The organism is Citrobacter sp. MGH104, assembly GCF_001034485.1.
Classification (GTDB): Bacteria; Pseudomonadota; Gammaproteobacteria; order Enterobacterales; family Enterobacteriaceae; genus Citrobacter; species Citrobacter freundii.
This window is the reverse complement of record NZ_KQ089818.1, coordinates 3,677,939-3,702,712: the sequence shown is the minus strand read 5'-3', so window position 1 is coordinate 3,702,712 and position 24,774 is coordinate 3,677,939. Positions and strand designations below refer to the sequence as shown.

The 24,774-nt window shown below is 49.8% G+C and carries 24 protein-coding genes and 1 other RNA gene; 14 read left to right on the top strand and 11 right to left on the bottom strand.

Annotated features, from left to right (window positions below):
• Nucleotides 1–50 precede the first annotated feature (50 nt).
• The 8 genes from SK34_RS17465 to SK34_RS17435 all read left to right on the top strand — a co-directional run bounded on the left by SK34_RS17465 (nucleotide 51) and on the right by SK34_RS17435 (nucleotide 7,040).
• A complete protein-coding gene (locus SK34_RS17465; RefSeq protein WP_016150146.1) occupies nucleotides 51–1,277 on the top strand; it encodes a PfkB family carbohydrate kinase in 1,227 nt (408 codons plus the stop codon).
• 12 nt (nucleotides 1,278–1,289) lie between these two features.
• Nucleotides 1,290–2,027 (top strand): glutamine amidotransferase, encoded by a 738-nt coding sequence (locus SK34_RS17460; RefSeq protein WP_048233631.1) that lies wholly within the window; start codon nucleotides 1,290–1,292, stop codon nucleotides 2,025–2,027.
• A gap of 61 nt (nucleotides 2,028–2,088) precedes the next feature.
• Complete coding sequence (locus SK34_RS17455; RefSeq protein ID WP_048233628.1) at nucleotides 2,089–2,982, top strand: proline iminopeptidase-family hydrolase; 894 nt, start codon at nucleotides 2,089–2,091, stop codon at nucleotides 2,980–2,982.
• A 20-nt stretch (nucleotides 2,983–3,002) separates the two neighbouring features.
• Entirely contained in the window at nucleotides 3,003–4,346 is a 1,344-nt protein-coding gene (locus tag SK34_RS17450) for an APC family permease (RefSeq protein ID WP_016150144.1), read from the top strand.
• A gap of 176 nt (nucleotides 4,347–4,522) precedes the next feature.
• On the top strand, nucleotides 4,523–4,753 hold the full coding sequence (gene ynhH / locus SK34_RS25205; protein ID WP_418219450.1) for a protein YnhH: 231 nt from the start codon (nucleotides 4,523–4,525) through the stop codon (nucleotides 4,751–4,753).
• Nucleotides 4,754–4,760: 7 nt separating this feature from the next.
• Nucleotides 4,761–6,173, top strand: coding sequence for a pyruvate kinase PykF (gene pykF / locus SK34_RS17445; RefSeq protein ID WP_003029366.1), 1,413 nt, complete (start codon nucleotides 4,761–4,763; stop codon nucleotides 6,171–6,173).
• 309 nt (nucleotides 6,174–6,482) lie between these two features.
• Entirely contained in the window at nucleotides 6,483–6,719 is a 237-nt protein-coding gene (gene lpp / locus SK34_RS17440) for a murein lipoprotein Lpp (RefSeq protein WP_003029373.1), read from the top strand.
• An 81-nt stretch (nucleotides 6,720–6,800) separates the two neighbouring features.
• The gene (locus SK34_RS17435; RefSeq protein ID WP_048233626.1) at nucleotides 6,801–7,040 is read left to right on the top strand and encodes a major outer membrane lipoprotein; all 240 of its coding nucleotides are present in this window, start codon (nucleotides 6,801–6,803) and stop codon (nucleotides 7,038–7,040) included.
• Nucleotides 7,041–7,107: 67 nt separating this feature from the next.
• Here SK34_RS17435 and ldtE read toward each other — a convergent pair whose 3' ends face one another.
• The 8 genes from ldtE to SK34_RS17395 form a co-directional block, all read right to left on the bottom strand.
• Nucleotides 7,108–8,112, bottom strand: a complete 1,005-nt coding sequence (gene ldtE / locus SK34_RS17430; RefSeq protein WP_003029376.1) for a L,D-transpeptidase LdtE — start codon at nucleotides 8,110–8,112, stop codon at nucleotides 7,108–7,110.
• 123 nt (nucleotides 8,113–8,235) lie between these two features.
• Entirely contained in the window at nucleotides 8,236–8,652 is a 417-nt protein-coding gene (gene sufE / locus SK34_RS17425) for a cysteine desulfuration protein SufE (protein ID WP_048233625.1), read from the bottom strand.
• 12 nt (nucleotides 8,653–8,664) lie between these two features.
• Complete coding sequence (sufS, locus tag SK34_RS17420) at nucleotides 8,665–9,885, bottom strand: cysteine desulfurase SufS (protein ID WP_048233623.1); 1,221 nt, start codon at nucleotides 9,883–9,885, stop codon at nucleotides 8,665–8,667.
• Nucleotides 9,882–11,153, bottom strand: a complete 1,272-nt coding sequence (sufD, locus tag SK34_RS17415; protein WP_048233621.1) for a Fe-S cluster assembly protein SufD — start codon at nucleotides 11,151–11,153, stop codon at nucleotides 9,882–9,884. Before sufD ends, sufS begins: the two co-directional genes overlap by 4 nt.
• Nucleotides 11,128–11,874, bottom strand: coding sequence for a Fe-S cluster assembly ATPase SufC (gene sufC, locus SK34_RS17410; RefSeq protein ID WP_003029383.1), 747 nt, complete (start codon nucleotides 11,872–11,874; stop codon nucleotides 11,128–11,130). The genes sufD and sufC overlap by 26 nt, the downstream gene beginning before the upstream one ends.
• Before the next feature lie 16 nt (nucleotides 11,875–11,890).
• Nucleotides 11,891–13,378 (bottom strand): Fe-S cluster assembly protein SufB, encoded by a 1,488-nt coding sequence (sufB, locus tag SK34_RS17405; RefSeq protein WP_048233620.1) that lies wholly within the window; start codon nucleotides 13,376–13,378, stop codon nucleotides 11,891–11,893.
• Nucleotides 13,379–13,386: 8 nt separating this feature from the next.
• On the bottom strand, nucleotides 13,387–13,755 hold the full coding sequence (gene sufA / locus SK34_RS17400; protein WP_003029385.1) for a Fe-S cluster assembly scaffold SufA: 369 nt from the start codon (nucleotides 13,753–13,755) through the stop codon (nucleotides 13,387–13,389).
• 490 nt (nucleotides 13,756–14,245) lie between these two features.
• On the bottom strand, nucleotides 14,246–15,124 hold the full coding sequence (locus SK34_RS17395) for a LysR family transcriptional regulator (RefSeq protein WP_008323864.1): 879 nt from the start codon (nucleotides 15,122–15,124) through the stop codon (nucleotides 14,246–14,248).
• 122 nt (nucleotides 15,125–15,246) lie between these two features.
• Here SK34_RS17395 and SK34_RS17390 point away from each other — a divergent pair, with 122 nt between their 5' ends.
• Nucleotides 15,247–16,098, top strand: a complete 852-nt coding sequence (locus SK34_RS17390; protein ID WP_048233618.1) for a Vmh family MBL fold metallo-hydrolase — start codon at nucleotides 15,247–15,249, stop codon at nucleotides 16,096–16,098.
• A 66-nt stretch (nucleotides 16,099–16,164) separates the two neighbouring features.
• Here the strand turns inward: SK34_RS17390 and SK34_RS17385 are convergent, their stop codons facing one another.
• The 3 genes from SK34_RS17385 to ydiJ form a co-directional block, all read right to left on the bottom strand.
• Complete coding sequence (locus SK34_RS17385) at nucleotides 16,165–16,353, bottom strand: YdiH family protein (RefSeq protein WP_003030540.1); 189 nt, start codon at nucleotides 16,351–16,353, stop codon at nucleotides 16,165–16,167.
• A gap of 77 nt (nucleotides 16,354–16,430) precedes the next feature.
• A complete protein-coding gene (gene menI, locus SK34_RS17380) occupies nucleotides 16,431–16,841 on the bottom strand; it encodes a 1,4-dihydroxy-2-naphthoyl-CoA hydrolase (RefSeq protein WP_003030541.1) in 411 nt (136 codons plus the stop codon).
• Nucleotides 16,838–19,894 (bottom strand): D-2-hydroxyglutarate dehydrogenase YdiJ, encoded by a 3,057-nt coding sequence (gene ydiJ / locus SK34_RS17375; protein WP_003836595.1) that lies wholly within the window; start codon nucleotides 19,892–19,894, stop codon nucleotides 16,838–16,840. The genes menI and ydiJ overlap by 4 nt, the downstream gene beginning before the upstream one ends.
• Before the next feature lie 213 nt (nucleotides 19,895–20,107).
• Here ydiJ and ydiK point away from each other — a divergent pair, with 213 nt between their 5' ends.
• The 5 genes from ydiK to SK34_RS17355 all read left to right on the top strand — a co-directional run bounded on the left by ydiK (nucleotide 20,108) and on the right by SK34_RS17355 (nucleotide 24,769).
• The gene (gene ydiK, locus SK34_RS17370; protein WP_048233615.1) at nucleotides 20,108–21,217 is read left to right on the top strand and encodes an AI-2E family transporter YdiK; all 1,110 of its coding nucleotides are present in this window, start codon (nucleotides 20,108–20,110) and stop codon (nucleotides 21,215–21,217) included.
• 184 nt (nucleotides 21,218–21,401) lie between these two features.
• An RNA gene (gene rprA / locus SK34_RS24140) (antisense sRNA RprA) lies at nucleotides 21,402–21,509 on the top strand.
• 157 nt (nucleotides 21,510–21,666) lie between these two features.
• Nucleotides 21,667–22,023 (top strand): YdiL family protein, encoded by a 357-nt coding sequence (locus tag SK34_RS17365; RefSeq protein WP_003836596.1) that lies wholly within the window; start codon nucleotides 21,667–21,669, stop codon nucleotides 22,021–22,023.
• Nucleotides 22,024–22,071: 48 nt separating this feature from the next.
• Nucleotides 22,072–23,292 (top strand): MFS transporter, encoded by a 1,221-nt coding sequence (locus SK34_RS17360; RefSeq protein WP_048216520.1) that lies wholly within the window; start codon nucleotides 22,072–22,074, stop codon nucleotides 23,290–23,292.
• A gap of 241 nt (nucleotides 23,293–23,533) precedes the next feature.
• Nucleotides 23,534–24,769, top strand: coding sequence for an MFS transporter (locus tag SK34_RS17355; protein ID WP_048216521.1), 1,236 nt, complete (start codon nucleotides 23,534–23,536; stop codon nucleotides 24,767–24,769).
• Nucleotides 24,770–24,774 lie beyond the last annotated feature (5 nt).

Sequence of the window (24,774 nt, the reverse complement as noted above, 5' to 3'; positions counted from 1 at the left end):
CATGGCAACATTACTATAAATACAATTCAGCAAAATACACGGAGGCTTTAATGTTTAAAGAAGAAAGGCGTACATCTATTCTTAACTTACTCATCAAAGATCATAGTGTCAGCGTGAGAAAACTCGCCGTTCTTTTTAATGTTAGCCAGGAGACTATACGTTCAGATCTTTGTTATTTTCAGAAAACAGGAATGCTTTTGCGTTGTTACGGTGGTGGTATTGTTAACCGCCAGGCATTAAGCAAGTTGATAACAGAAAATAAAATTGATATCTCCGGCACAATTTCAACTCCGGCAAACAAAGATTTTCGATTACATAGAGAAGGCACGAAAATGTCGGGAAAAGTTTGTATATTAGGTTCATTTAATATTGATGTATCGGCTACCGTCCCTTGGCTTCCGCAAAGCGGTGAATCAATCCTCGCAAGCCAGTTCGGTTTTTATCCAGGAGGTAAAGGTGCTAATCAGGCATTGGCCGCAAATAATGCTGGCACCGACGTCCACTTTATTTTTAAAGTAGGTAAAGATCAGTTTAGCTCTTTTGCCCTCAATCATATTATCCAATCTGGTATAAATTCATATTGTGCTTATCAGACTGATGATGCACCCACCGGAAGTGCATTAATTTATGTTTCAGAGCAGGATGGTGATAATATCATTGCTATCTATCCTGGTGCCAATATGATGCTAACCAGACACGAAATTAATGAACAGCAGGGTCATATATCTGAAGCTAACGTTTTGCTAATGCAGCTGGAGACTAATATCGATGCTATTGAAGAATTTGTTCGCTTGGGTAAATTAGCAAACAAGACAATTATTTTGAATCCGGCACCTTATACCAAAAATGTTAGCCGTTTATTACCTTCAATAGATATTTTAACACCTAACGAAACAGAAGCATCATTTTTATCGGGTATTACAATATTAAATATTGATGATGCTCAAAAAGCAGGGAATATCATTCTTCAATCAGGCGTTGAGAAGGTCATTATCACTCTCGGCGCACAAGGATCATTACTGTGCGAACGCCACCGTACTTTGTTTATCCCAGCCTGGAGTGCCGTCGTCAAAGATGCTGCGGGCGCGGGTGATGCATTTAATGGCGCACTGGCCGCCTCACTTGCCCGTAAATCAGACCTTGTATCAGCCATTCAGTATGCCTCTGCCTTTGCTTCACTGGCAGTTGAACAAGAAGGCGCATCGAGCATGCCGCAGCATGAGCTGGTACTACACCGGATGCGCACTCAATCGCATGATATTATTAATATCAAATAATAGGATCTCAGTATGAAAATTTTATTTATCGGTGAGTCATGGCATATTCATATGATTCATTCTAAGGGATATGACAGCTTCACATCCAGTAAATACGAAGAAGGCGCTGACTATCTCTTATCCTGTCTGCGCCAGCAAAATATCACTATCGACTACATGCCAGCGCATATTGTACAAACCCGCTTCCCGCAGACGGTAGAGGAACTTGATATATACGATGCTATCGTGATTAGCGATATAGGCAGCAATACCTTTTTGTTGCAAAACAAAACTTTTTATCAGATGAATATCATCCCGAATGCGTTAGCGCTGATTAAAGAATATGTCTCAAATGGCGGCGGTCTGTTAATGATTGGTGGATACCTTTCCTTCACCGGCATTGAAGCGAAAGCAAATTATAAAAACACCCTGCTGGCCGAAGTTTTGCCTGTCGAAATGCTGGAGCATGATGATCGCGTTGAAATTCCGGAAGGATGCTGCCCAATCAACACGGAGGAACAGCATGTCATTACGCAAGACCTGACACAGTGGCCCCCCTTGCTCGGTTATAACAAATTGCGTGCCAAGGTAAGCAGCATCACGTTGGTCAAAATAAATGACGACCCACTATTAGTTCTCGGTGAGTACAATAAAGGCAAAGTCGGCTGTTTTGCCAGTGATTGCGCACCGCACTGGGGAAGTCCGCAATTTATGCAATGGGAACATTACAAGTCATTCTGGTGTAACGTTCTGCAAGCAATTAAAAAATAAACGCCAATCTGCAGGTGATTATTGAATCACCTGCCCTTTTCCCTCCGTATCGGTTAAAAATATGCAAAGTCACTACAAATATGGTGAAATGTTTTGCGATAGCATATTAACCAGCTATCGTATTTATGGCGACCCGGCATCTCAATTAATGCCATTAATTATCTTACACGGCGGTCCATCAGGCGGTTTTGATTATCTATTAAATTATCATGAGCTGTCTGATGATGGACGCATGGTGATATTTTACGATCAATATGGCTGTGGTCGTTCGACGCATTTTCCGCTGGCGGATGCCTCATTCTGGACAATAGAACGTTATCTTCAGCAACTTCGCCAATTAATCAGTCATCTGAATATTGGTCAGCGATATTCATTACTCGGACATTCCTGGGGAGGTATGCTGGCAGCAGAGCACGCCTGCACGCAACCGGAAGGGTTGAGTGGTGTGATATATGCCAGCGCTCCCGCCAGCATCCCACTTTGGCAAAGCGAAGTACTGCGATTGTTTACAGAACTCACGACTGGCGCTGATGCAATGTCAGACGATGCCATTATGCAGGCAAAAATCTATCAGCATCCGCCTGAACAACTTATTGCCTACTACAAAAAACATGTTTATTCCCTGGCGCAAGAACCGCTGCATATTCAGCGTTCTGATGCGCAATTTGCCGCCGATCCCACCGCCTACCATGTGCTATGGGGCGCGAATGAACTTGCGGTGAATGGCTTGCTGGCGCAGTGGGACATCACCCGTTCATTGCACAAGATTCGATGCCCAGGATTAGTCCTTCATGGTGAGTATGATCAGGCGACATCACAGGTCGTTCAACCGCTTATTACCCATATAACCCACTGTCGGGGTGTCACGATTCCTGACAGCAGCCATAACCCACATGAAGAAAATACCGAGCCTTGCCTCACTGCTGTCCGTGAGTTTTTACGAGGCCTTGATTAACACGAATTGAGGTGTTTACTATGAGTAAAATAAAAAAGTTATCTCTCACAGATTTGGTGCTGTACGGGCTGGTGTTTATGGTGCCGATCGCGCCGGTTTCTCTCTATGGCGTCGTATATAATTTATCTCATGGCATGGTCGCACTCGTGTATATTATTGGCGCTATCGCGATGTTTTTTACCGCCCACAGCTATTCAACATTATCAAAGCACATCTCATCCTCCGGGTCGGCTTATACCTATGCAGGCGTGTGCATCAACCCCGCTGTGGGTTTTCTCACCGGATGGATTTTGTTGCTGGATTATCTGTTATTCCCTACGCTGGTTGCCGTCCTGGGCGGTGTTGCTGTTCATGCAATACTTCCGCAAATACCGATTTGGGTATGGCCGTTAATTTATGTGGCTATCGGAACGGGCATAAATTATTTGGGAATACAACAAACGGCTAAATTCGACAAACTGCTGGTCTTTATTCAACTCGGTATTCTGGCCATTTTTGTGGTGCTGATTTTGCGACTGCTGATGCTTGATAGCAGCCACGTGTCATTTTCTTTCAAACCTTTTTTTGATTCTCAGTGGTTTACCCCTGGCTTAATTGCTACCGCGATCTCTGTTGCGGCGCTCAATTTCCTCGGATTTGATGCCATTAGTACCCTAAGTGAAGAAAGCGAAGGCGGCGGGAAAGCAGTCAGTAAGGCAACCCTTCTCGCCCTTATCCTGGCCACCGTGCTGTTTATTATTGTGGTGACCTTTGCCGCATTCGCTACGGGTAAAATCGACAGTTTTGCGGAAGGTACAGAAACTAACGAGGCTTTTTTCACGATTGCAGGCGATGTTGGCGGCATCTGGCTTAAAGTTGCATTTTCTATCATCGTAGCGTTCGTTTGCGCAGTCGGGAATATCATTACGGCGCAAACCGCCGTATCGCGCGTCCTGTTCTCTATGGGGCGAGATAAAATGTTACCCACATTTCTGGCGCATGTGCACAGTAAAAGAAAAACACCTGACTATGCAATTCTGTTCACCGGGGCTGTGACACTATTCCTTAGTTACTTGTTTTCCGGGAAAATTGAATCCATATCCACCCTTGTCAACTTCGGTGCGCTTTTCGCATTCTTTATGGTGAACCTGAGTGTCTTCGTGCTCTACAACGTAAAGATGAAACAGCATCGTCGTTTTGTCCCTCATGTGATTTCTCCTGTGCTGGGGATGGTCGTCATTGGTTATGTCTGTCTGAATATGAACATTCACGCGCTGACGCTCGGAGTTATCTGGTCTGTAATCGGTCTGGCGGTTCTGTGGTATCGGAAAGCGCATAAGCAGGACATCCATATCGATCTTGAGGGGCGAAAGCTGCTCGACTAAGGCTGAATGCTGAGTTTGCAACACGTTATTTTTTTCTTGTTGCGCAACACCGTCTGAAGTTGGGCGGTGTTTTGTTAACCAACCCGAAACAATTTAATGCTGATTCTTTGTAAAAGTGCACAGAAGTGTTTTGAAACGCTGTTTCCATTTTCCTTTTTGATAATTTTCAGCGTATAATGCGCGCCAATTGTCTCTTGAATGGTTTCAGCACATTGACCTGTAAAACTCAACGACTACAAAAATCACCATCCCGTTGGGCTGAAACACAAGCACACATTCCTCTGCACGCTCTTTCGATGTCACCTATCCTTAGAGCGAGGCATCACAACTTTCGTAACTCAGGTTTAGCTTCCCGTCCGTGCGCGGCGGGAGCCAGATTTCCATATCCTTCTCAACTTAAAGACTAAGACTGTCATGAAAAAGACGAAAATTGTTTGCACCATCGGTCCGAAAACCGAATCCGAAGAGATGTTAACCAAAATGCTGGACGCGGGCATGAACGTCATGCGTCTGAACTTCTCTCACGGCGACTATGCAGAACACGGTCAGCGCATCAAGAATTTGCGCAACGTCATGAGCAAAACCGGCAAGAAAGCAGCAATCCTGCTCGACACCAAAGGTCCGGAAATCCGTACCATCAAACTGGAAGGCGGTAACGACGTTTCCCTGAAAGCGGGCCAGACCTTCACCTTCACCACCGACAAATCTGTCGTAGGCAACAACGAAATCGTTGCTGTTACTTATGAAGGCTTCACGAAAGATCTGTCCGTCGGCAACACCGTTTTGGTTGACGATGGTCTGATCGGCATGGAAGTTACCGCCATCGAAGGTAACAAAGTTATCTGTAAAGTGCTGAACAACGGCGACCTGGGCGAAAACAAAGGTGTTAACCTGCCGGGCGTTTCCATCGCACTGCCAGCACTGGCTGAAAAAGACAAACAAGACCTGATCTTCGGTTGCGAGCAAGGCGTTGACTTCGTTGCAGCGTCCTTTATCCGTAAACGTTCTGACGTCGTTGAAATCCGTGAGCACCTGAAAGCGCACGGCGGCGAAAACATCCAGATCATCTCCAAAATCGAAAACCAGGAAGGCCTGAACAACTTCGACGAAATCCTCGAAGCGTCTGACGGCATCATGGTTGCACGTGGCGATATGGGCGTTGAGATCCCGGTTGAAGAAGTTATCTTCGCGCAGAAGATGATCATCGAAAAATGTATCCGCGCACGTAAAGTCGTTATCACTGCGACCCAGATGCTGGATTCCATGATCAAAAACCCGCGTCCGACCCGTGCAGAAGCCGGTGACGTAGCGAACGCCATCCTCGACGGTACCGACGCAGTAATGCTGTCTGGCGAGTCAGCAAAAGGTAAATACCCGCTGGAAGCCGTTACCATCATGGCGACCATCTGTGAGCGTACTGACCGTGTGATGACCAGCCGTCTGGACTTCAACAACGACAGCCGCAAACTGCGCATCACCGAAGCCGTTTGCCGTGGCGCGGTTGAAACTGCTGAAAAACTGGACGCGCCGCTGATCGTCGTCGCAACCCAGGGTGGTAAATCTGCTCGTGCAGTACGTAAATACTTCCCGGATGCTACCATCCTGGCGCTGACCACCAACGAAACTACCGCGCGTCAGCTGGTGCTGAGCAAAGGCGTTGTTGCACAGGTGGTTAAAGAAATCAGCTCTACCGATGATTTCTATCGCCTGGGTAAAGAAGTCGCTCTGGAAAGCGGTCTGGCTCAGAAAGGTGACGTTGTGGTTATGGTTTCTGGTGCACTGGTTCCGAGCGGCACCACCAACACTGCATCCGTTCACGTGCTGTAATAATTCCATCGCGAATTAATTTGCTTAAAAAAGCGCCCTGGTGGCGCTTTTTTTATTTAATCGATAGCCACAATTAATAAAAAATCAAATCGGATTTCACTATCTAATCCGTGATTATCTAAGATGAATCCGATGGAAGCTTTCTGTTTTCACTCGGTTTTTTAGCCGTTTTTGCACAATTCGATGCTTCTTTGAGCGAACGATCAAAAATAAGTGCATTCCCATCAAAAAAATATTCTCAACATAAAAAACTTTGTGTAATACTTGTAACGCTACATGGAGATTAACTCAATCTAGAGGGTATTAATAATGAATCGTACTAAACTGGTACTGGGCGCGGTAATCCTGGGTTCTACTCTGCTGGCAGGTTGCTCCAGCAACGCTAAAATCGATCAGCTGTCTTCTGACGTTCAGACTCTGAACGCTAAAGTTGACCAGCTGAGCAACGACGTGAACGCAATGCGTTCCGACGTTCAGGCTGCTAAAGATGACGCAGCTCGCGCTAACCAGCGTCTGGACAACGCAGCTACTAAATACCGCAAGTAATAGTATCTGTGTAATAGAAATGGCACACGTTGTGTGCCATTTTTTTGCATATATACCCACACAAAATATAAGGATATTCTTATGAACCGTATTAATAAACTGGTTTTAGGTGCAGTTATTCTGGGATCTACTTTGCTGGCAGGCTGCTCCAGCAACGCTAAAATCGATCAGCTGTCTTCTGACGTTCAGACGCTGAGCGCAAAAGTTGATCAACTGAGCAACGACGTGAATGCTATGCGTACCGACGTTCAGGCAGCTAAAGACGATGCAGCTCGCGCTAACCAGCGTCTGGACAACAAAGTTACTCACATCCGTAAATAATTAAACGCGGAAAATAAAATGGCGCACAGTGTGCGCCATTTTTTTTGCTCTGAATTCCCCTTCCCTGTTATTGCGTAGCGCGCACCTCAGCATCTTCTCCCGGCACACCATTTTGCGCAGACTTCACTTCTGGCCCATTGCTCGCGACCGATGCTTGCCCGGCAGTGACGGTGACCGGATAACCTGCACGACGATACAACGCCCTTTCCACCAGACTGTTATCCACCGCTTTATTGTCTTTAAACTGGGTAAAGCCGGCTGGTAACACATACGGCATGGTCTGGACGTTTTGTTCCTCTTCAGGCGACAGCGGTCGATGCACTTCGACATACCTCATACCGTTCGGCTCTATCGAATATTTTATCGGCTCATTAATCACCCTGACCGGCGTGCCTGTGCGGACCTGAGCAAACAACGCTTTGATATCCGGCGCGTTCATGCGAATACACCCAGAACTCACTCGCAGGCCCACGCTGTCCGGTGCGCTGGTGCCATGGATCAGATATTCACCGTTTCCATGCGCCAGACGCAGTGCAAAGCGTCCTAACGGGTTATTTGGTCCGGCAGGTACAACAGGCGGTAATGTGATGCCACGCTCCAGAGAGCGTTTACGGATGCCTGGTGTAGGGGTCCAGGTTGGATTCGGGATTTTCTGCCCAACCCGGGTTTCCATTACCGGCGTTTCCAGCCCCTGCAAACCGATACCAATCGGGAATACCTGAACAATATTCTCTCCCGGCGGGAAGTAATACAGACGCAGTTCCGCCAGATTCACAATAATGCCTTCGCGTGGTGCATCCGGTAGCAGTAATTGTGAGGGAATAGTGATCAGCGTTCCGGGTTTAGGTACGGGGGCAATAGTATTGTTGGCTTCAAGGATCAGCATTGCAGCGGTATCAAACTTACGGGCTATCGCCTGTAGGTTTTTATCGCCTTCCTGCACGGTGTAGGTTTGGTTTTGCCCAACAAGGCGGCTGTTCGCCTGGGGCAAAGGATAATCGACCGCCCATGCGGCCTGAATAGCGCTGTAGGCGCCGATTAGCATTAACGTAATAACAGACGCGCGTTTCATACTCACTCACCCCCCTGGCGTTCTTGCCGGACGGCGGCGAGCGCCCGATCCGGCCTACGAGTCACTGCGTTGCCTTACACGAACGCTTTCAAGTCGGTCTGAAAGTTGACGTGTTTTATCAGTTTAGCTAAGAGTTGCGGCTTTGGCGCGAATAGCCCGAATCATCGCCTCCAGCCCTTGTGAACGAGACGGTGTGAGATGCTGTGCGAGCGCCATTTTTTCAAACCACGGGCGCACATCAAAATTCACAATATCCTGGGCCGTCATGCGATCATACAAAATAAATACCACGGCAATAAGCCCTTTCACAATTGCCGCATCACTGTCGCCCTGTAATTCAATAATCCCTTCGCCATTCTGACGCATAACAATCCATACCTGGCTTTGGCATCCCTGAATGCTATTTTCCGGGCAGCGTAAGTCATCGTTTAGTTCCGGCAAACGCTGACCCAGTTCAATAATGTAAAGGTATTTATCTTCCCAATTAGCGCAACGCAGAAAATTACGCAACAACTTTTCTTTATCCGGTAGCGCAGCCATAACGCCTCCCTGTTAGCCCAGTAAATGGTGAATACGCTTGAGGCCCGTTACCAGGCGATCCACTTCTTCATGGGTGTTATACATTGCAATCGACGCCCGGCACATCGCGGGAACGTTATAAAAGGCCATCAGCGGCATTGCGCAGTGATGCCCCGTCCGCACGGCGATGCCATAGTTATCGAGAAAACTCCCGACGTCATAGGCGTGATGCTTGCCGAGGTTAAACGCAATCACACCCAGACGGTTATCCGGTCCGTAGATTGTTAAATCCGGCACATCCGCCAGCTGTTCCAACGCATAGCGCATCATGAACTGTTCATATTCGCTGATTTCAGTCAGCCCCAGCGCTGAAACATATTCAATAGCCGCGCCGAGTCCGATAATGCCCCCGGTGTTTGGCGTTCCGGCTTCAAACCGCCAGGGCGCTTTGGCCCACGTCGTTCCCTGACTCAAACTCACCGTCGCAATCATTGAACCACCGCCTTCCCACGGCGGCATCTCCTGCAGCAGCGACTCTCTGGCATACAGAACGCCAATACCGGTTGGACCGTAAAGTTTATGCCCGGAGAAAACATAAAAATCGCAATCCAGCGCCTGCACATCCACCTGATGATGCATCACCGCCTGCGCGCCATCCACCAGCACTTTCGCGCCGTATTGATGCGCCAGCGCGATCATCTCACCCAACGGGGTTTCCGTGCCCAGCACGTTAGATACGTGGGTAATCGCCAACAGCTTCGTGCGATCGTCAAACAGCGTCGGCAGCGTTTCAAGCTGCAACGTACCATCGGCATTGAGCGGGATAACGCGCAGTTCTGCACCTACGCGTGCACACAGCATCTGCCAGGGCACAATATTGGCATGGTGCTCCATTTCGCTGATGATAATGTTATCGCCCGCCCGCACATTGCTGCTGCCCCAGCTGTTCGCCACCAGGTTAATGCCCTCCGTCGTACCGCGAACAAACACCAGCTCTTCGGCGGAGCGGGCGTTAATAAACAGCGAAGCGAGCTTGCGCACATTCTCCATTTTTTCCGTAGCCTGAGCGCTCAGCGTATGGATACCGCGGTGGACCGCCGCATAGCCGTGACGGTAGAACTCGGCTTCGGCATCAATCACCTGGTTCGGCTTTTGCGCGCTGGCCGCGCTATCCAGATACGCCAACGGTAAACCATTCACTTCACGCGTCAGAACCGGAAAATCGGCCCGCACTTTTTCAATGGGAAATGTCATGCTATGCCTCCCGGCAAGCGTTGGGCGATCCGTGCCAGTACCTGTTGTTTCAGCGTTTCCTCGCCCAGGGCTTCCGTTAGCTCAGCGGCAAACGCATAGAGAATCATTTGTTGGGCATCTTGCTGGCCGATCCCGCGCGAACGCAAATAGAACATCTGCTCGTCGTCGATCCGCCCTACCGTCGCCCCGTGACTGCATTTCACGTCGTCGGCATAGATTTCAAGCTGCGGCTTGGTATCCACTTCCGCCAGTTTACCAAGCAGCAAATTATTGTTGGTCATCTGGCCATCGGTTTTAATAGCGTGTTGAGCGACGTTGATCAGGCCATTGAATACCGCCCGCCCCTTATCGCTGACGATCGTTTTATGCAGCTGGCGGCTGTTGCAATATCCTTTGTTATGCTCAAGCCAGGTGCGGGTGTCGCAGACTTCATTTTTCACCGGCATTGCCAGGCTGTTGAGCCGAAGCGTGGTGTTTTCGCCGTTAAGCTGGGTGCTGGTGTTATGACGCAGCACCGCATCACCGAGTAAAAAACTGTGGCTGGCGGCCGTGGCATCCGCCCCCAATTGAATGTCATTGTGCGCGAAATGGTGGCTCTGTGGGTTCTCAAACGCCAGTTTGATGTGGCGCAAGTGCGCATTCGCCGCGACATTCATGGTTAAACGTGCGCCGGTGAAATGGCGAAGCTCGCTGAGGCTGACATAGTGTTCAATAACGGTGGCTTCTGCGCCTTCCGCCAGCTCCAGATGGTGGCGATAGTGCGCCGTGTTCACCTCATCGCCCGCCAGCCCCTGGGTAATGTGCAGCAGCAGCAGCGGTTTCGCTGGGCGCTGGTTACGCTTAACCTGAATGTGAGTGACGCTACGCGACAGGCTTTCGGTCAGGTGCAGAAACACTTCCGGTTGGATAGCCGCTGGCAGCATCTGGCGCGCATCGTCAATGGTAATGTCAAAACCACTACCTTCCGCTCTGTCGCTCAGCGTTGGAGAGAATTGCCCGTCGACAAATACCAGTCGTATGGCATCAATTGCCGGCGCTAACGCTTCACACTGGGCTGACGTTATCTCAGTGACATGACTGACAAACTGGCTATTGGTTAACCCCTCCAGCGGCGTGTATTTCCAGTCCTCATGCTTACGCGTTGGCAGCCCCAGACGCAGCATCTGCTGCAGATGCTGCTGGGCATGTTGCGAGCGCGTCTCACCTTGCGTTTCAAACAGATGGTGCCACTGTTGCAGCACGTTACTGCTGTTCGCTAAGCCAGCCATAACCTTGCTCCTCAAGTTGTTTGACCAGCGTAAAATCACCGGACTTCACTATTCGCCCCTGGTAGAGAACGTGAACATAATCGGGTTTGATATAGTCCAGGATGCGTTGATAATGGGTGACGATAATGAATGAACGTTGCCCGTCGCGTAGTGAGTTCACGCCGTCTGCGACGATTTTCAGCGCATCGATATCCAGCCCGGAGTCCGACTCATCCAGAATGCACAACTGAGGCTCCAGCACCGCCATTTGCAATATGTCATTACGCTTTTTCTCACCGCCGGAGAAACCAACGTTGACCGAACGCGTGAGCAAATCTTCCGGCATCTTCAGCAACGCAATTTTTTCTTCCATCAGATCCTGGAAGTCAAACCTGTCCAGCGACTCTTCACCACGGTAGGTGCGCACCGCATTCAGTGCCGTTTGCAGGAAAAACTGATTACTGACGCCGGGGATTTCCACCGGATACTGGAATGCCATAAAGATCCCTTCGCCGGCCCGGTCTTCCGGTGACAGTTCCAGTAAATCCTTACCGTTGAATTCTACCGTCCCGCCGGTGACTTCATAGTCATCACGTCCGGCCAGGGTGGCGGAAAGCGTACTTTTCCCGGAACCATTTGGCCCCATAATGGCGTGCACTTCTCCGGGGCGAATTTCAAGACTCAGCCCACGCAGGATCGCCTTATCTTCCACACTGACCTGTAAATCTTTGATGCTTAACATGTGCTTTCCTTAAATTTTAACCGACGCTGTGTTCAAGACTTATGGCGAGAAGTTTTTGCGCTTCCACGGCAAATTCCAGCGGCAGTTCAGAGAACACGTCTTTACAGAAACCATTCACGATCATCGAAATGGCATCCTCTTCGCTGATACCGCGCTGCAGGCAGTAAAACAGCTGATCTTCGCCAATGCGCGACGTCGTGGCTTCGTGCTCGAGCTGGGCGCTGTTGTTACGACACTCCACATATGGGAATGTGTGCGCTCCGCAATCCGCCCCGATCAACATCGAGTCACATTGGGTATAGTTGCGGGCATTGGCGGCGGTCGGCATGATTTTCACTAAACCGCGATAGCTGTTCTGGCTGTGTCCGGCGGAGATCCCTTTCGAGATAATGGTCGATTTGGTGTTTTTACCGATGTGGATCATCTTGGTGCCTGTATCGGCCTGCTGATGACCACTGGTCAGGGCCACGGAGTAGAATTCGCCGATAGAGTTGTCGCCACGCAAAATGCAACTTGGGTATTTCCAGGTAATGGCCGAGCCGGTTTCCGACTGCGTCCACGACATTTTGCTGTTTTCACCTTCGCACAGAGCGCGCTTGGTGACGAAGTTCAAAATGCCGCCGGTGTTACCATCCCCGGGGAACCAGTTTTGCACCGTCGAGTATTTCACTTCGGCATCTTTGTGGATGATGACTTCTACCACCGCCGCATGCAGCTGGTAGCTGTCGCGCACCGGAGCCGAACAGCCCTCGATATAGCTGACGTAGCTGCCCTCATCCGCGACCAGAATGGTGCGTTCAAACTGCCCGGTTTTTTCTGCATTGATACGGAAATAGGTCGACAGTTCCATGGGGCAACGCACGCCTTTCGGTACATAAATAAACGTACCGTCAGATGCCACCGCTGCATTCAGCGCGGCAAAGAAGTTGTCATTACCTGGAACCACGGTGCCCAGATATTGTTTTACCAGCTCAGGATGATCGTGAATCGCCTCACCGAACGAACAGAAAATAATGCCCTGTTCCGCCAGTTTGTCGCGATAGGTGGTCGCCACCGATACCGAGTCAAAAATAGCATCAACCGCCACCTCTTTGCCTTCACGGACCGGTACGCCAAGCTGTTCAAAGGCATCCTCGACCTCTTTACTTAAAAACGCATTCGCCCCCGTTTGCTGCACCGCTCCCGGCTCAGATGCGCAGGTTTCATCGCAGTTACCGCAGGACGGTGCGGAATAATAGCTGTACTCCTGATAATTCAGCTTGTCGTAGTGCGCTTTTAGCCAGTGCGGCTCTTCCATGGTCAGCCATGCCCGAAAGGCATTCAGGCGGAATTCCAGCATCCAGTCGGGTTCATTACGTTTTGCCGAAATCGCGCGCACGACCTCTTCGTTGATCCCTTTCGCCAACTCATCGGTTTGCAGTTGGGTGAAGAAGCCCTCTTTGTAATTAAGGTGCCCGCCAGCCCAGGTGTTGACATCGTCAGTTGCTTCAGTATTACGAGACATAGTACCGCCTATACCCCAAAACTTTCGCCACAGCCGCATTCGTTCTGGGCTTTCGGGTTATGAAATTTAAATAACTGATTTAATCCTTCGCGAACGAAATCGACTTCTGTGCCGTCGATGAACGGCATCGCCTGTAAAGGCACATACAGTCTGGCGCCATCCGTTTCAAACAGGAGATCGTCTTTTTGGGCCTCGCGCACGGTATCCAGCACGTAGCCGAATCCCGCGCATCCCGTTTGCTTCACGCCCAGGCGTACGCCCAACATGTCGGGTTGCTTTGCCACCAGTTCACGGATATGCGCCGCAGCCGCAGGTGTTAACGTCAGTCCACGCCAGGCAAAATCGTCCGGGTTAAATGTTCCTGAATGCAATTCCATAGGGTTACCTCGAGTCACTAGCTTTTAAGCTATAACAACATGTTAGTGATAATGATTATCACTTCAACCCCTCAACAGCAGGGGCATTCGGGTTAACCGCCCTTTTTGACTACTTTTACTAAGCATAGACCCTGCAGCGAGGGTTTACAGGAATGGAATTATTTGTTCAATGCATTGATTAATAATGGATTATAGAAATCTAATCGTTCAGGCAGGTCAAAGATTAAAAGATGTATAGATAATGTCTATTTAAGGGATAGGTAGGGATAAAAACAGGGAAAACAACTATTCAAATAATATGCTAATGACAAAAAACCCTTAAGTCTGCTTGCTGGCAGGCTTAAGGGTTCCGGCCCCATCCGGCGCTTATCTCCGGCACTCACGATGGCTTAGCTCTTGAAGGGGCGATAAGAAGAATCTCATACACCGATAAGTTTTTTTTAACACAAATTGCGGTTTGACTATTTTATGAGCACGTTTAGCTACCTTTTTAGCATTGCGCCGCCCCACTAAGCGCATCCAGCAGCAAACGTAGCCCCGCAGGCTGATGCTCCCGAGAAAGGTATAAACCATAAATTGGCAAGCATTTAGGTTGAAGTTCTGGCAGTAATCGAATTAACGCTCCCTGCGCCAGCCCTTCCTGCGCTTCCAGTTCTGGCACCAACGCGATTCCCATTCCTGCCACCGCCGACTCGCAGAGCAGCGAAGAGATCCCTGCACTCAAATTCCCTTTGATTGCAACGGAGACAGACTGCCCCTGGGCATCCAAAAAGTGCCAGGATTGTCCGGCAAAACCGCTGTAGTACAGGCAATTGTGCCGAGTGAGATCGTCGACTGTCTCAGGCGTGCCATGTTGATGCAGATAATCTGCGGACGCGCAAAGTACCGATTTACAGTCGCCCAACCGACGGGCGATGGTTCCTGGCTCGGGATTATCCGTTATGCGGATCGCCACATCGATGCGTTCCCCCACAAGGCTTACCGGTTGATTATTGATCTCCACCTCAATACGTAATTGCGGATATTGCTCCATAAACGCCGGCAGAACCGGAGCAAGAATATGCATGGCGGTAAAATGGGCGCAGGCCACACGTAGCGTGCCTGAGGGAATTTGCGCGCCACTGGCGGCACCAATATCCAGCGAAAGTTGCGCCAGAGAACGCGTTTTCAGTAATGCCTCTTCACCCGCTGGCGTGATCGTTAAGCGACGCGATGAGCGATGAATAAGCCTTGCGCCTGCCCATTTCTCCATCTCGTCGAGGTAACGACTGACCATCGGACGGGAAAGCCCCAATGCACGTGCAGCGGCGCTCAGACTGCCCAAATCACAGATATGGTTAAATACCGTTGCCGCCATCACTCTGTCCATTGCATCCCATCCGATCGTTTTATGAAACTCAGCATGTCCTAATGAGGGAATTCTAACAGATACGAATATGCTTAAAATACGGGAACTATCAAAAGACAATTCCCTGCATAAGGTTACCTGGTATGAAAGTTAAATCTCTGGCCCTGCTGTTACCTCTGTTTGCGTCTTCAGCTTTCGCCGCACCGCTACAGCTGGACGTCTATAATCCGCAGGAGAAGGGTATTTTCCCGGTCTCTTCGACGCTGGTGTCTGGCCCCAAAGAGGCGATTTTGTTTGACGCCCAGTTCAGCACCAAAGATGGCGAACAGCTGGTGCAGATGATTCGCGCCAGCGGTAAAACGCTGAAGGCTATCGTGATCACTTCCGGCGATCCGGATTTCTATTTCGGTCTGCAACCTATCGTCAACGCTTTCCCACAGGTAAAAGTTCTGGCAACACCGCAGGTGGTAGACCATATCCGCGCCACCAAAGAGGCCAAACTGCAGTTCTGGGGCCCGCAAATGAAGGACGGCGCGCCAACATCGCTCACCGTTCCGCAGGCGACGACGCAAACGCAGTTCACGGTTGATGGTGAACCGCTGGAACTGCGTCACTCCAACGATTATGCAGCGTATATCTGGATCCCGGCGAATCGGGCCATTATTGGCGGCACAGGCGTGGCTTCAGGTATTCATGTCTGGACGGCGGATACACAGTCTGAAGAACAGCGTAGTGCATGGCGTAACGTACTGAGCGAAATGCAGAGCTTACAGCCCACTCAAGTGGTCCCGGGTCATTACATTGGCAAACGCCCAACCGGCGATAAAGCTATTCGCTTCACCCAGGACTATTTGCAGTCGTTTGAGCAGGCGTTAGGGGAGAAGAAAGGATCGGATTATGTGATTAAAACCATGACGGCAGCATGGCCAGGTCTGGCAGACGCAAGCTCGCTGGAACTAAGTGCGAAGGTTAACAGCGGTGAGATGAAGTGGTAATGAAGATTTAAGGCCAAAATAACCCCGAACACGTGTCGGGGTTTCGTTACGATAAGCATACCGGAATCAATGAACGCCCATGCGCCAGGCAAAATAGATCTCTTCTTTCAGTTCAGTTGAAGAGAGCGCCAACAGATCTGCAAACTCCAGCTCAAGCTGTTTTAGCCTTTTCAGGTACTGAGCCGGTGAAAGATCGGTTTTATCACGACGTAAAAATTCTATTGCCAGTTGGGCAGGGTCTAATTGGGTAGACATATCATCCTCGCTTGTGTTCAAAACCTGCACAGTATAACACCATTCCCTGTGCAGATAATGACCAAAAGCAATATGCATCACAAAATTGCGGTCGTCAGACGCGACGTACAGCACAATCGTCCCTGCTCATCGAAGATCTCTATTTGCCAAACCTGGTGACGAGAGCCGGTATGTAACGCGCGACATACGCCCCTGACGTGCCCTTCCCGCGCAGAACGGATATGGTTGGCGTTGATCTCCAGGCCCACCACTTTCTGCTCACCCTGAGTACACAGGTATCCCGCTACCGAACCAATACTTTCCGCCAGCACCACGGATGCGCCGCCGTGCAGCAACCCAAAGGGTTGTTTGGTGCGATGGTCCACCGGCATTGTAGCTTCCAGCGTATCGTCACCAATGTGCACAAAACGAATATCGAGCAGCCCAACCATATTTCCTTCACCCATGGCATTGAGCGCCTCGAGTGTGACTTCACGTTTCCAGATCATCCTATAATCTCCAGCAGTGCCTGTAATGGGTGGCGAACGCCCGTACCTTCAACGCGTTTAACCTGACTGCGACAGGAGTACCCGGTAGCCAGACAACGGTTACGTGGCAATCGTTGCATTGCCTGGTGCCATGATAACTCATAGATCCCCAATGAGTTTTGGTGATTCTTCACTTCGTGGCCGTAGGTGCCAGCCATACCACAGCATCCCACGCTGACGTTCTCCAGCTTTGCGCCAAAGCGAGCAAAAATAGCCGCCCACTGTGCAGGAGCGCCCGGCAAGGCCGTCACTTCGGTACAGTGACCAAAGAAATACCACGGTTCACCGCCAACAGCGACTGGCTGCTGTGCTTCCACAGCTTTCGATAACCATTCGTTGGCTAGCAACACATGGAAATCCCCCCGTTGTTCACCCAGCACCATCTTGTATTCATCGCGATAACAAAGCACCAGCGCCGGATCAACACCCACCATCGGAATATTCAGCTTCGCTACCCGGTTAAGAAACTCGGATGTCTTTTTCGCCGTTTTGGCAAAACGGTTTAAGAAGCCTTTAATGTGCTGCGCCTTGCCGTTTGGCGAAAACGGCAGCAGTACCGGCTGCATGCCCAGCTTCTCTACCAGACGTATAAAGTCAGCAACCACCTGCGCATCGTAATAGCTGGTGAAAGGGTCCTGCACCACCAGCACCGTACGGGCTTTTTGCTCAAGGCTGAGTAATTCGAGCTGTTCCAACGTCATATTGGCGGAGCGATGCCCCACCAGTTGGCGTTGCAGCGACGGTGCAGACAACAGAGGTAAATCAACCATTCCAATGTGCTTTTTAGCTAGGTTTCGCACCAGCGGCTGGTTGATGAAGAAGTTAAACGTTTTGGGCGCTCGTGCCATTAACGGCGCATAGCTCTCAACGGTCGCCACCATGTGATCGCGCAACGGGCGCAGATAACGCGTGTGGTACAGCTGGAGGAAGCGCGAACGGAACTCCGGTACATCAATTTTAATTGGACACTGGGTGGAACAGGCTTTACACGCCAGGCAACCTGACATCGCCTCTTTTACTTCGTGTGAGAAATCGTATTCACCCTTGCGCGCATGCCAGCTGTTGCGGGTACGGGCAATCAGCGAACGTAAACTGGCGCGTTTTTCCGGTAGCTCTTTTTCCAGCTGTATTGGGTCAATCCCGCGATCCGCTAACAAACGCAGCCATTCACGCACTAACGTGGCTCGCCCTTTTGGCGAATGAATACGGTTGAGGCTGATTTTCATCGACGGACACATAGGGCTTTTCGCATCGAAGTTAAAGCATAACCCGTTGCCGTTACACTCCATTGCCCCGCGCCACTCCTGGCGTACGGCCAGAGGGATCTGACGGTCATACGTTCCGCGTTTCACCGCGTCCACTTTCATCATCGGCGCATCTACGTCTTCCGGTGGACAGATTTTCCCAGGATTCAGCCGGTTTTGCGGATCAAACACCGATTTCACTTTGCGCAGTTCGCGATACAGCTCCTCGCCGAAGAACGCCGGGCTATATTCTGCACGAAAACCTTTCCCATGCTCGCCCCACAGCAAACCGCCATATTTCGCCGTCAGCGCCACAACATCATCAGAAATGCGTTTCATCAGCACTTCCTGCTGCGGGTCACACATATCCAACGCCGGTCTGACATGCAGCACGCCTGCGTCTACGTGACCAAACATGCCGTAACTCAGGGCGTGGCTGTCGAGTAGCGCGCGGAACTCGGCAATATAGTCCGCCAGATGCTCCGGCGGAACGCAGGTATCCTCGGCAAACGGAATTGGCTTCGCGGAACCTTTTGCATTGCCCAGCAGACCGACTGCCTTTTTGCGCATGGCGTAAATTCGTTCGACTCCCGCCAGTTCGGTACACAGCTGCCAGCCAATGACACCCGCTTCCTGACGAGCGATTAAGCCATCCAGACGTTCACACAGTGCGCTGACCTGCGAATTAATCAATACTTCGTCGTCACCGGCAAACTCTACAATGTTCAGACCCAGCATCTCTTTATCAGGTACATCGGTAATCAATTCACTTACCGAGTGCCAGACGATATCTTCCCGCGCCAGATTGAGTACTTTGGAGTCAACAGTTTCTACCGACAATGCGCGTGCTTCCACCATCACCGGGGCATTACGCAACGCCGAGTCGAAAGAGTCGTACTTGACGTTAACCAGTTGTCTAACTTTTGGTAGCGGGGTGATATCCAGACGGGCTTCGGTGATAAACGCGAGCGTACCTTCAGAGCCGGTGAGAATGCGGGTTAAATCAAATTCGGTCATCTCATCGTTAAAGACGTGCCGTAGATCGTACCCGGTCAGGAAGCGATTAAGTTTCGGGAATTTATCCATGATCAGCTGTCGGTTATCGCGACAACGTTCATAAACGGTCTTATAGATGCGGCCAATGGTGGTATTGCTTTTCCCCAGCATTTCGGCAAGCTCGATCGGCATTGGCTGAGTATCAAGAATATCACCGCCCATCAGCACCGCACGGATGCCCAACACATGATCGGAAGTTTTACCGTAAACCAACGATCCTTGCCCGGACGCATCGGTGTTGATCATCCCGCCGAGCGTTGCCCGGTTACTGGTGGATAATTCCGGGGCAAAGAAATAGCCGTAAGGCTTCAGAAACTGGTTGAGCTGATCTTTTATCACCCCGGCTTCTACCCGCACCCAACCTTCTTGCGGGTTGATTTCAATAATGCGACTCATATAGCGGGACATATCAACAATAATGCCCTGGTTCAGCGCCTGACCGTTGGTCCCGGTGCCGCCGCCGCGCGGGGTAAAAATCAACGACGAGAAAAGCGGTTCTGCCGCCAGACGGGCGATTAGCGCCACATCTGCGGTTGAACGAGGGAAAACGACAGCATCAGGTAGCAGCTGATAAATACTGTTATCCGTCGACATTGTTAGACGATCGGCATAGCTCGTTGCCGTATCGCCCGTAAATCCTTGCTGCTCCAGTGCCTGCAAAAAGTTGAGCACCAGTTGAACGACACCTGGTGCCTGAGAAATTTGTGGAATCATTATAGTGACCCTTTCCTGCGGTCTGTGTTGTGAATTTAATCGTTTGCGTGTTGCTTTGTTTGTTGTATCACATTTTTTTCTAATACGCTCAGCAGATTTACAGGCAGAATCCGCCTGTTCAAAACCGCTGAAATTGCTCATCATTACAGGGTGTCATTTAAGTATTCACGTCGCGTCAACGTTCTGGCGCAAAGACAAAGGTGAAAAGTATTTATGGTAAATTTCCGTCAGCCCAGGGATATTGCACAAGTGCTGCTATCGGTGCTGTTTTTAGCCATCCTGATTGTGGCCTGTCTCTGGATTGTTCAGCCCTTTATCCTCGGTTTTGCCTGGGCAGGAACGATTGTCATTGCAACCTGGCCTATCCTGCTACGCTTACAAAAATTGCTCTGGGGACGCCGTTCACTTGCCGTACTGGTGATGACGCTGTTGCTGGTGCTGTTGTTCATCATCCCCATCGCGCTGCTGGTTAACAGTATCGTCGATGGCAGTGGGCCGCTGATCCATGCCGTAACCGCAGGTGATATGACACTACCGGATCTGGCATGGTTGAACAGCATTCCACTGGTGGGTGCCAAAATGTATGGCGCATGGCACAGCTTACTGGATATGGGCGGTTCGGCGATTATGACCAAGGTTCGTCCTTATATCGGCACCACCACCACCTGGTTCGTCGGTCAGGCCGCGCATATCGGCCGCTTTATGATGCACTGTGGCCTGATGCTGCTGTTCAGTGCCCTGTTGTACTGGCGCGGTGAACAAGTCGCATTAGGTATTCGTCACTTCGCCTGCCGTCTTGCCTCAAAACGTGGAGATGCTGCCATTCTGCTGGCAGCACAAGCCATTCGCGCCGTCGCATTAGGCGTTGTGGTCACCGCTCTGGTACAGGCAGTGCTCGGGGGTATTGGTCTGGCGGTAACCGGTGTGCCGTATGCCACACTGCTGGCGGTATTGATGATCCTGTCATGTCTGGTGCAACTGGGGCCGCTACCGGTACTGATTCCGGCCATTATCTGGCTATACTGGACGGGGGATTCAACCTGGGGCACCGTGTTGCTGGTGTGGAGCGGCGTGGTCGGAACACTGGATAACGTGATTCGACCGATGCTGATTCGCATGGGTGCCGATTTGCCACTGCTCCTGATTCTCTCCGGAGTCATCGGCGGATTGATTGCCTTCGGCATGATTGGTCTGTTTATCGGTCCAGTAGTACTGGCCGTTTCCTGGCGTCTGTTCTCCGCCTGGGTAAACGAAGCCCCTGCGCCAGGTACCAATCCGGATGAAATCCTCGAAGAAATTGCTGAAATCGAACGCAATAAGTAATCCAACATCAGGCGGCAACGCCGCCTGATTGTTTAACAATACTAATCAATCCCTCCCTCTTACGGGATTAGAACCAACTTCATCCCTCTTTCAATACTCATTTGTGTCGCAAATTCTTTACAGTTTTTAAACTATTGAGATGAATCTGATCGACGTAAAAAATCAGTATGCCTACTATTAGCCCATGGCTTTAGATCAACACATTGATTTATAAGCATGGAAATCCCCTGAGTGAAACAACGAATTGCTGTGTGTAGTCTTTGCCCATCTCCCACGATGGGCTTTTTTTTGTCCTTCGCACGCCACTCCACCAACCTTAACGCACCAACACATTATCTTCCCCGTCAAGGACCAAATAATATTGCACAAAATACTGTGACTCTCTTCAAGCCGAAATATCCACAGCAATGTTATTACTATTCCACCGTCTTTTATGAAGCGACCAAATAATGAACGCATTAGAGCTACAGGCGATCCGCCATATTTTTGCTATGACGGTGGAAGAAAGCGCCAGGTATATCGCGCGCGATGACAATGTTGTCGCCTGGCAACAATGGGAAAAGGGTGAAAGAGAAATTCCAGACGACATTGTCCGCATTTGTTCAGAAATGAAAGCCAAGAGGAAGTTAAGAATTAATGCAATTATCGACAAAATAAATAACCGCATTGGTAATAACACCATGCGTTTTTTCCCCGATCTGAACGCTTTTCAGGCGGTTTATCACCACGATGGTTTTCTCGACTGGAAAATCTATCAGTCGGCAGCTGTTGAACTCTATGCTCACGATCTCGAGCGTATGTGTTAAGAGATCGCAACGCCATACCTATTTAGCCTCTTCGCTGAGTAACACATTATGAAAAACACCTATTTCTCCACTGCGATAGGGCTGTACCTAAATTACCTGGTGCACGGCATGGGGGTCATTCTGATGAGCCTCAATATGTCTTCACTGGAACAACAGTGGCAAACCAATACCGCGGGCGTCTCGATTGTTATTTCCTCACTCGGTATCGGCCGCTTAAGCGTTTTATTAGTAGCAGGGATGCTTTCCGATCGCTATGGTCGCAGACCATTTATTATCCTTGGTATGACCTGCTACCTGATTTTCTTTATTGGCATCATAAATACTCACAGTATTTTTCTTGCCTATGCTTTTGGTTTTTTAGCGGGAATGGCAAACAGTTTTCTCGATGCCGGAACCTATCCCAGCCTGATGGAGGCATTCCCCCGTTCACCCAGCACGGCCAATATTTTGATAAAAGCCTTCGTCTCCAGCGGTCAGTTCCTGCTGCCAATGATTATCAGTCTGCTGGTATGGGCCGAAATCTGGTTTGGCTGGTCCTTCCTGCTGGCGGCAACCGTTATGATACTCAACGGTGTGTTTTTATTTCGCTGTCGGTTTCCGCCACATCCCGGGCCTCATACCGTCATCCGGGCTCAACCGGCTGAACGGGAAACCGGACAACCTGAACATCGTTGCTCCCTGCTCGACCTTGCCAGTTACACCCTGTACGGCTACATCGCAATGGCGACATTTTACCTGGTAAGCCAGTGGCTGGCGCAATACGGACAGTTTGTCGCCGGAATGCCCTATACGTTATCTATCAAACTGTTAAGCATTTATACCTGCGGCTCTCTACTGTGCGTGCTGATCACCGCCCCGCTGGCGCGAAAAGCAGAACGCGCGACATCGATGCTGATGCTGTATACGTTTATCTCATTTGTCGCACTGCTGATGGTTTGTCTGCATCCGACACCTATCGTTGTCATTATCTTTGCGTTTGTCATCGGTTTTTCTTCCGCAGGGGGCGTTGTGCAAATCGGTTTAACGCTGATGGCCGCACGCTTTCCGCATGCGAAGGGCAAAGCGACCGGTATTTACTACAGCGCCGGCAGCATTGCGACCTTCACCATTCCATTGATAACAGCAAAACTCTCTGAAACCAGTATTGCTCACATCATGTGGTTTGATACTGGCATAGCCGCTGTTGGATTCCTGTTGGCGTTGTTTATTGGTTATCGCAGCCACATCACGTCAAAACATCAGCTAAAGATGATACAAGCCGTAAAATAAGCGTGGATGCAATATTGTTCCCCTCTTCTGCAAAATAATTGACTTCAGTTTTAAAACATCAGCAAAACACTGGCTGGCAGAGTTCGATTTCACAGTGTGTTATGCAATATACCTGGTAACTTAAACGCCATGCTATGTAGGTTCTGTGGCTGCCGCCCAGTATATTAATTACAAGGTCGCCGCAATTTAAACAATATCGACGAGCACAGAACAATTTTAAAATCCGCAAGGAGTTGTGAAAATGTCTCAAAGCAAGACCTTTAATACGCCATTTCTTTTGGCGATAATCTGTATTTATTTAAGTTATTTCCTACACGGCATTAGCGTCATTACACTGGCGCAAAATATGACCTCTCTTGCAGAAAAGTTTTCCACCGACAATGCAGGAATTGCCTATTTGATTTCAGGCATTGGTCTGGGGCGACTGGTGAGCATCTTATTCTTTGGCGTGCTCTCAGATAAATTTGGTCGTCGGGCTATCATTCTGTTAGGCGCTATTCTTTATATACTGTTCTTCTTCGGTATTCCCGCCAGCCCTAATCTGATGATTGCCTTTATTCTGGCCGTTTGCGTTGGCGTGGCAAACTCGGCACTGGATACCGGCGGGTACCCGGCGTTAATGGAATGCTTCCCTAAAGCCTCTGGCTCAGCCGTTATCCTGGTGAAAGCTATGGTCTCGTTTGGGCAGATGATCTACCCCATCGTCGTCAGCACCATGTTGCTCAACCATGTCTGGTACGGCTATGCGGTCATTATCCCGGGTGCGTTGTTTGTCGTCATTACCTTGATGCTGCTAAGAAGTCGCTTCCCTGGCCAGATGGTGGATGCTGGCATCGCGAAAGATCTGCCACAGATGAACAGTAAACCGTTGGTCTGGCTGGAAGGTGTGGCATCCGTCATGTTTGGTGTTGCTGCCTTTTCGACTTTTTACGTCATCGTAGTCTGGATGCCCAAATATGCGATGGCCTTTGCCGGCATGGCAGAATCTGACGCACTGAAGACAATCTCTTACTACAGTATGGGATCATTAGTCTGCGTATTTATTTTTGCCGCTCTGTTAAAAAAATGGGTTCGGCCTATTTGGGCAAATGTGTTTAACGCCGGGCTGGCAACCATCACCGCAGCCGTCATCTACTTATATCCCTCTCCGCTGGTGTGTAACGTCGGTTCATTTCTCATTGGATTCTCTGCCGCTGGCGGTATTTTACAGCTCGGTGTCTCGGTGATGTCTGAATTCTTTCCCAAGAGCAAAGCCAAAGTCACCAGTATTTATATGATGATGGGTGGCGTAGCCAACTTTATTATCCCATTAATCACCGGATACCTCTCTAACATTGGTCTGCAGTACATCATTTTGCTGGACTTTGCATTTGCTCTGCTGGCCTTCATCACCGCCATCATCGTCTTTATTCGTTACTACCGCGTATTTGATATCCCCCAAAATGATGTGCGGTTGGGCGAACGTTATTTTCAATAAATTGT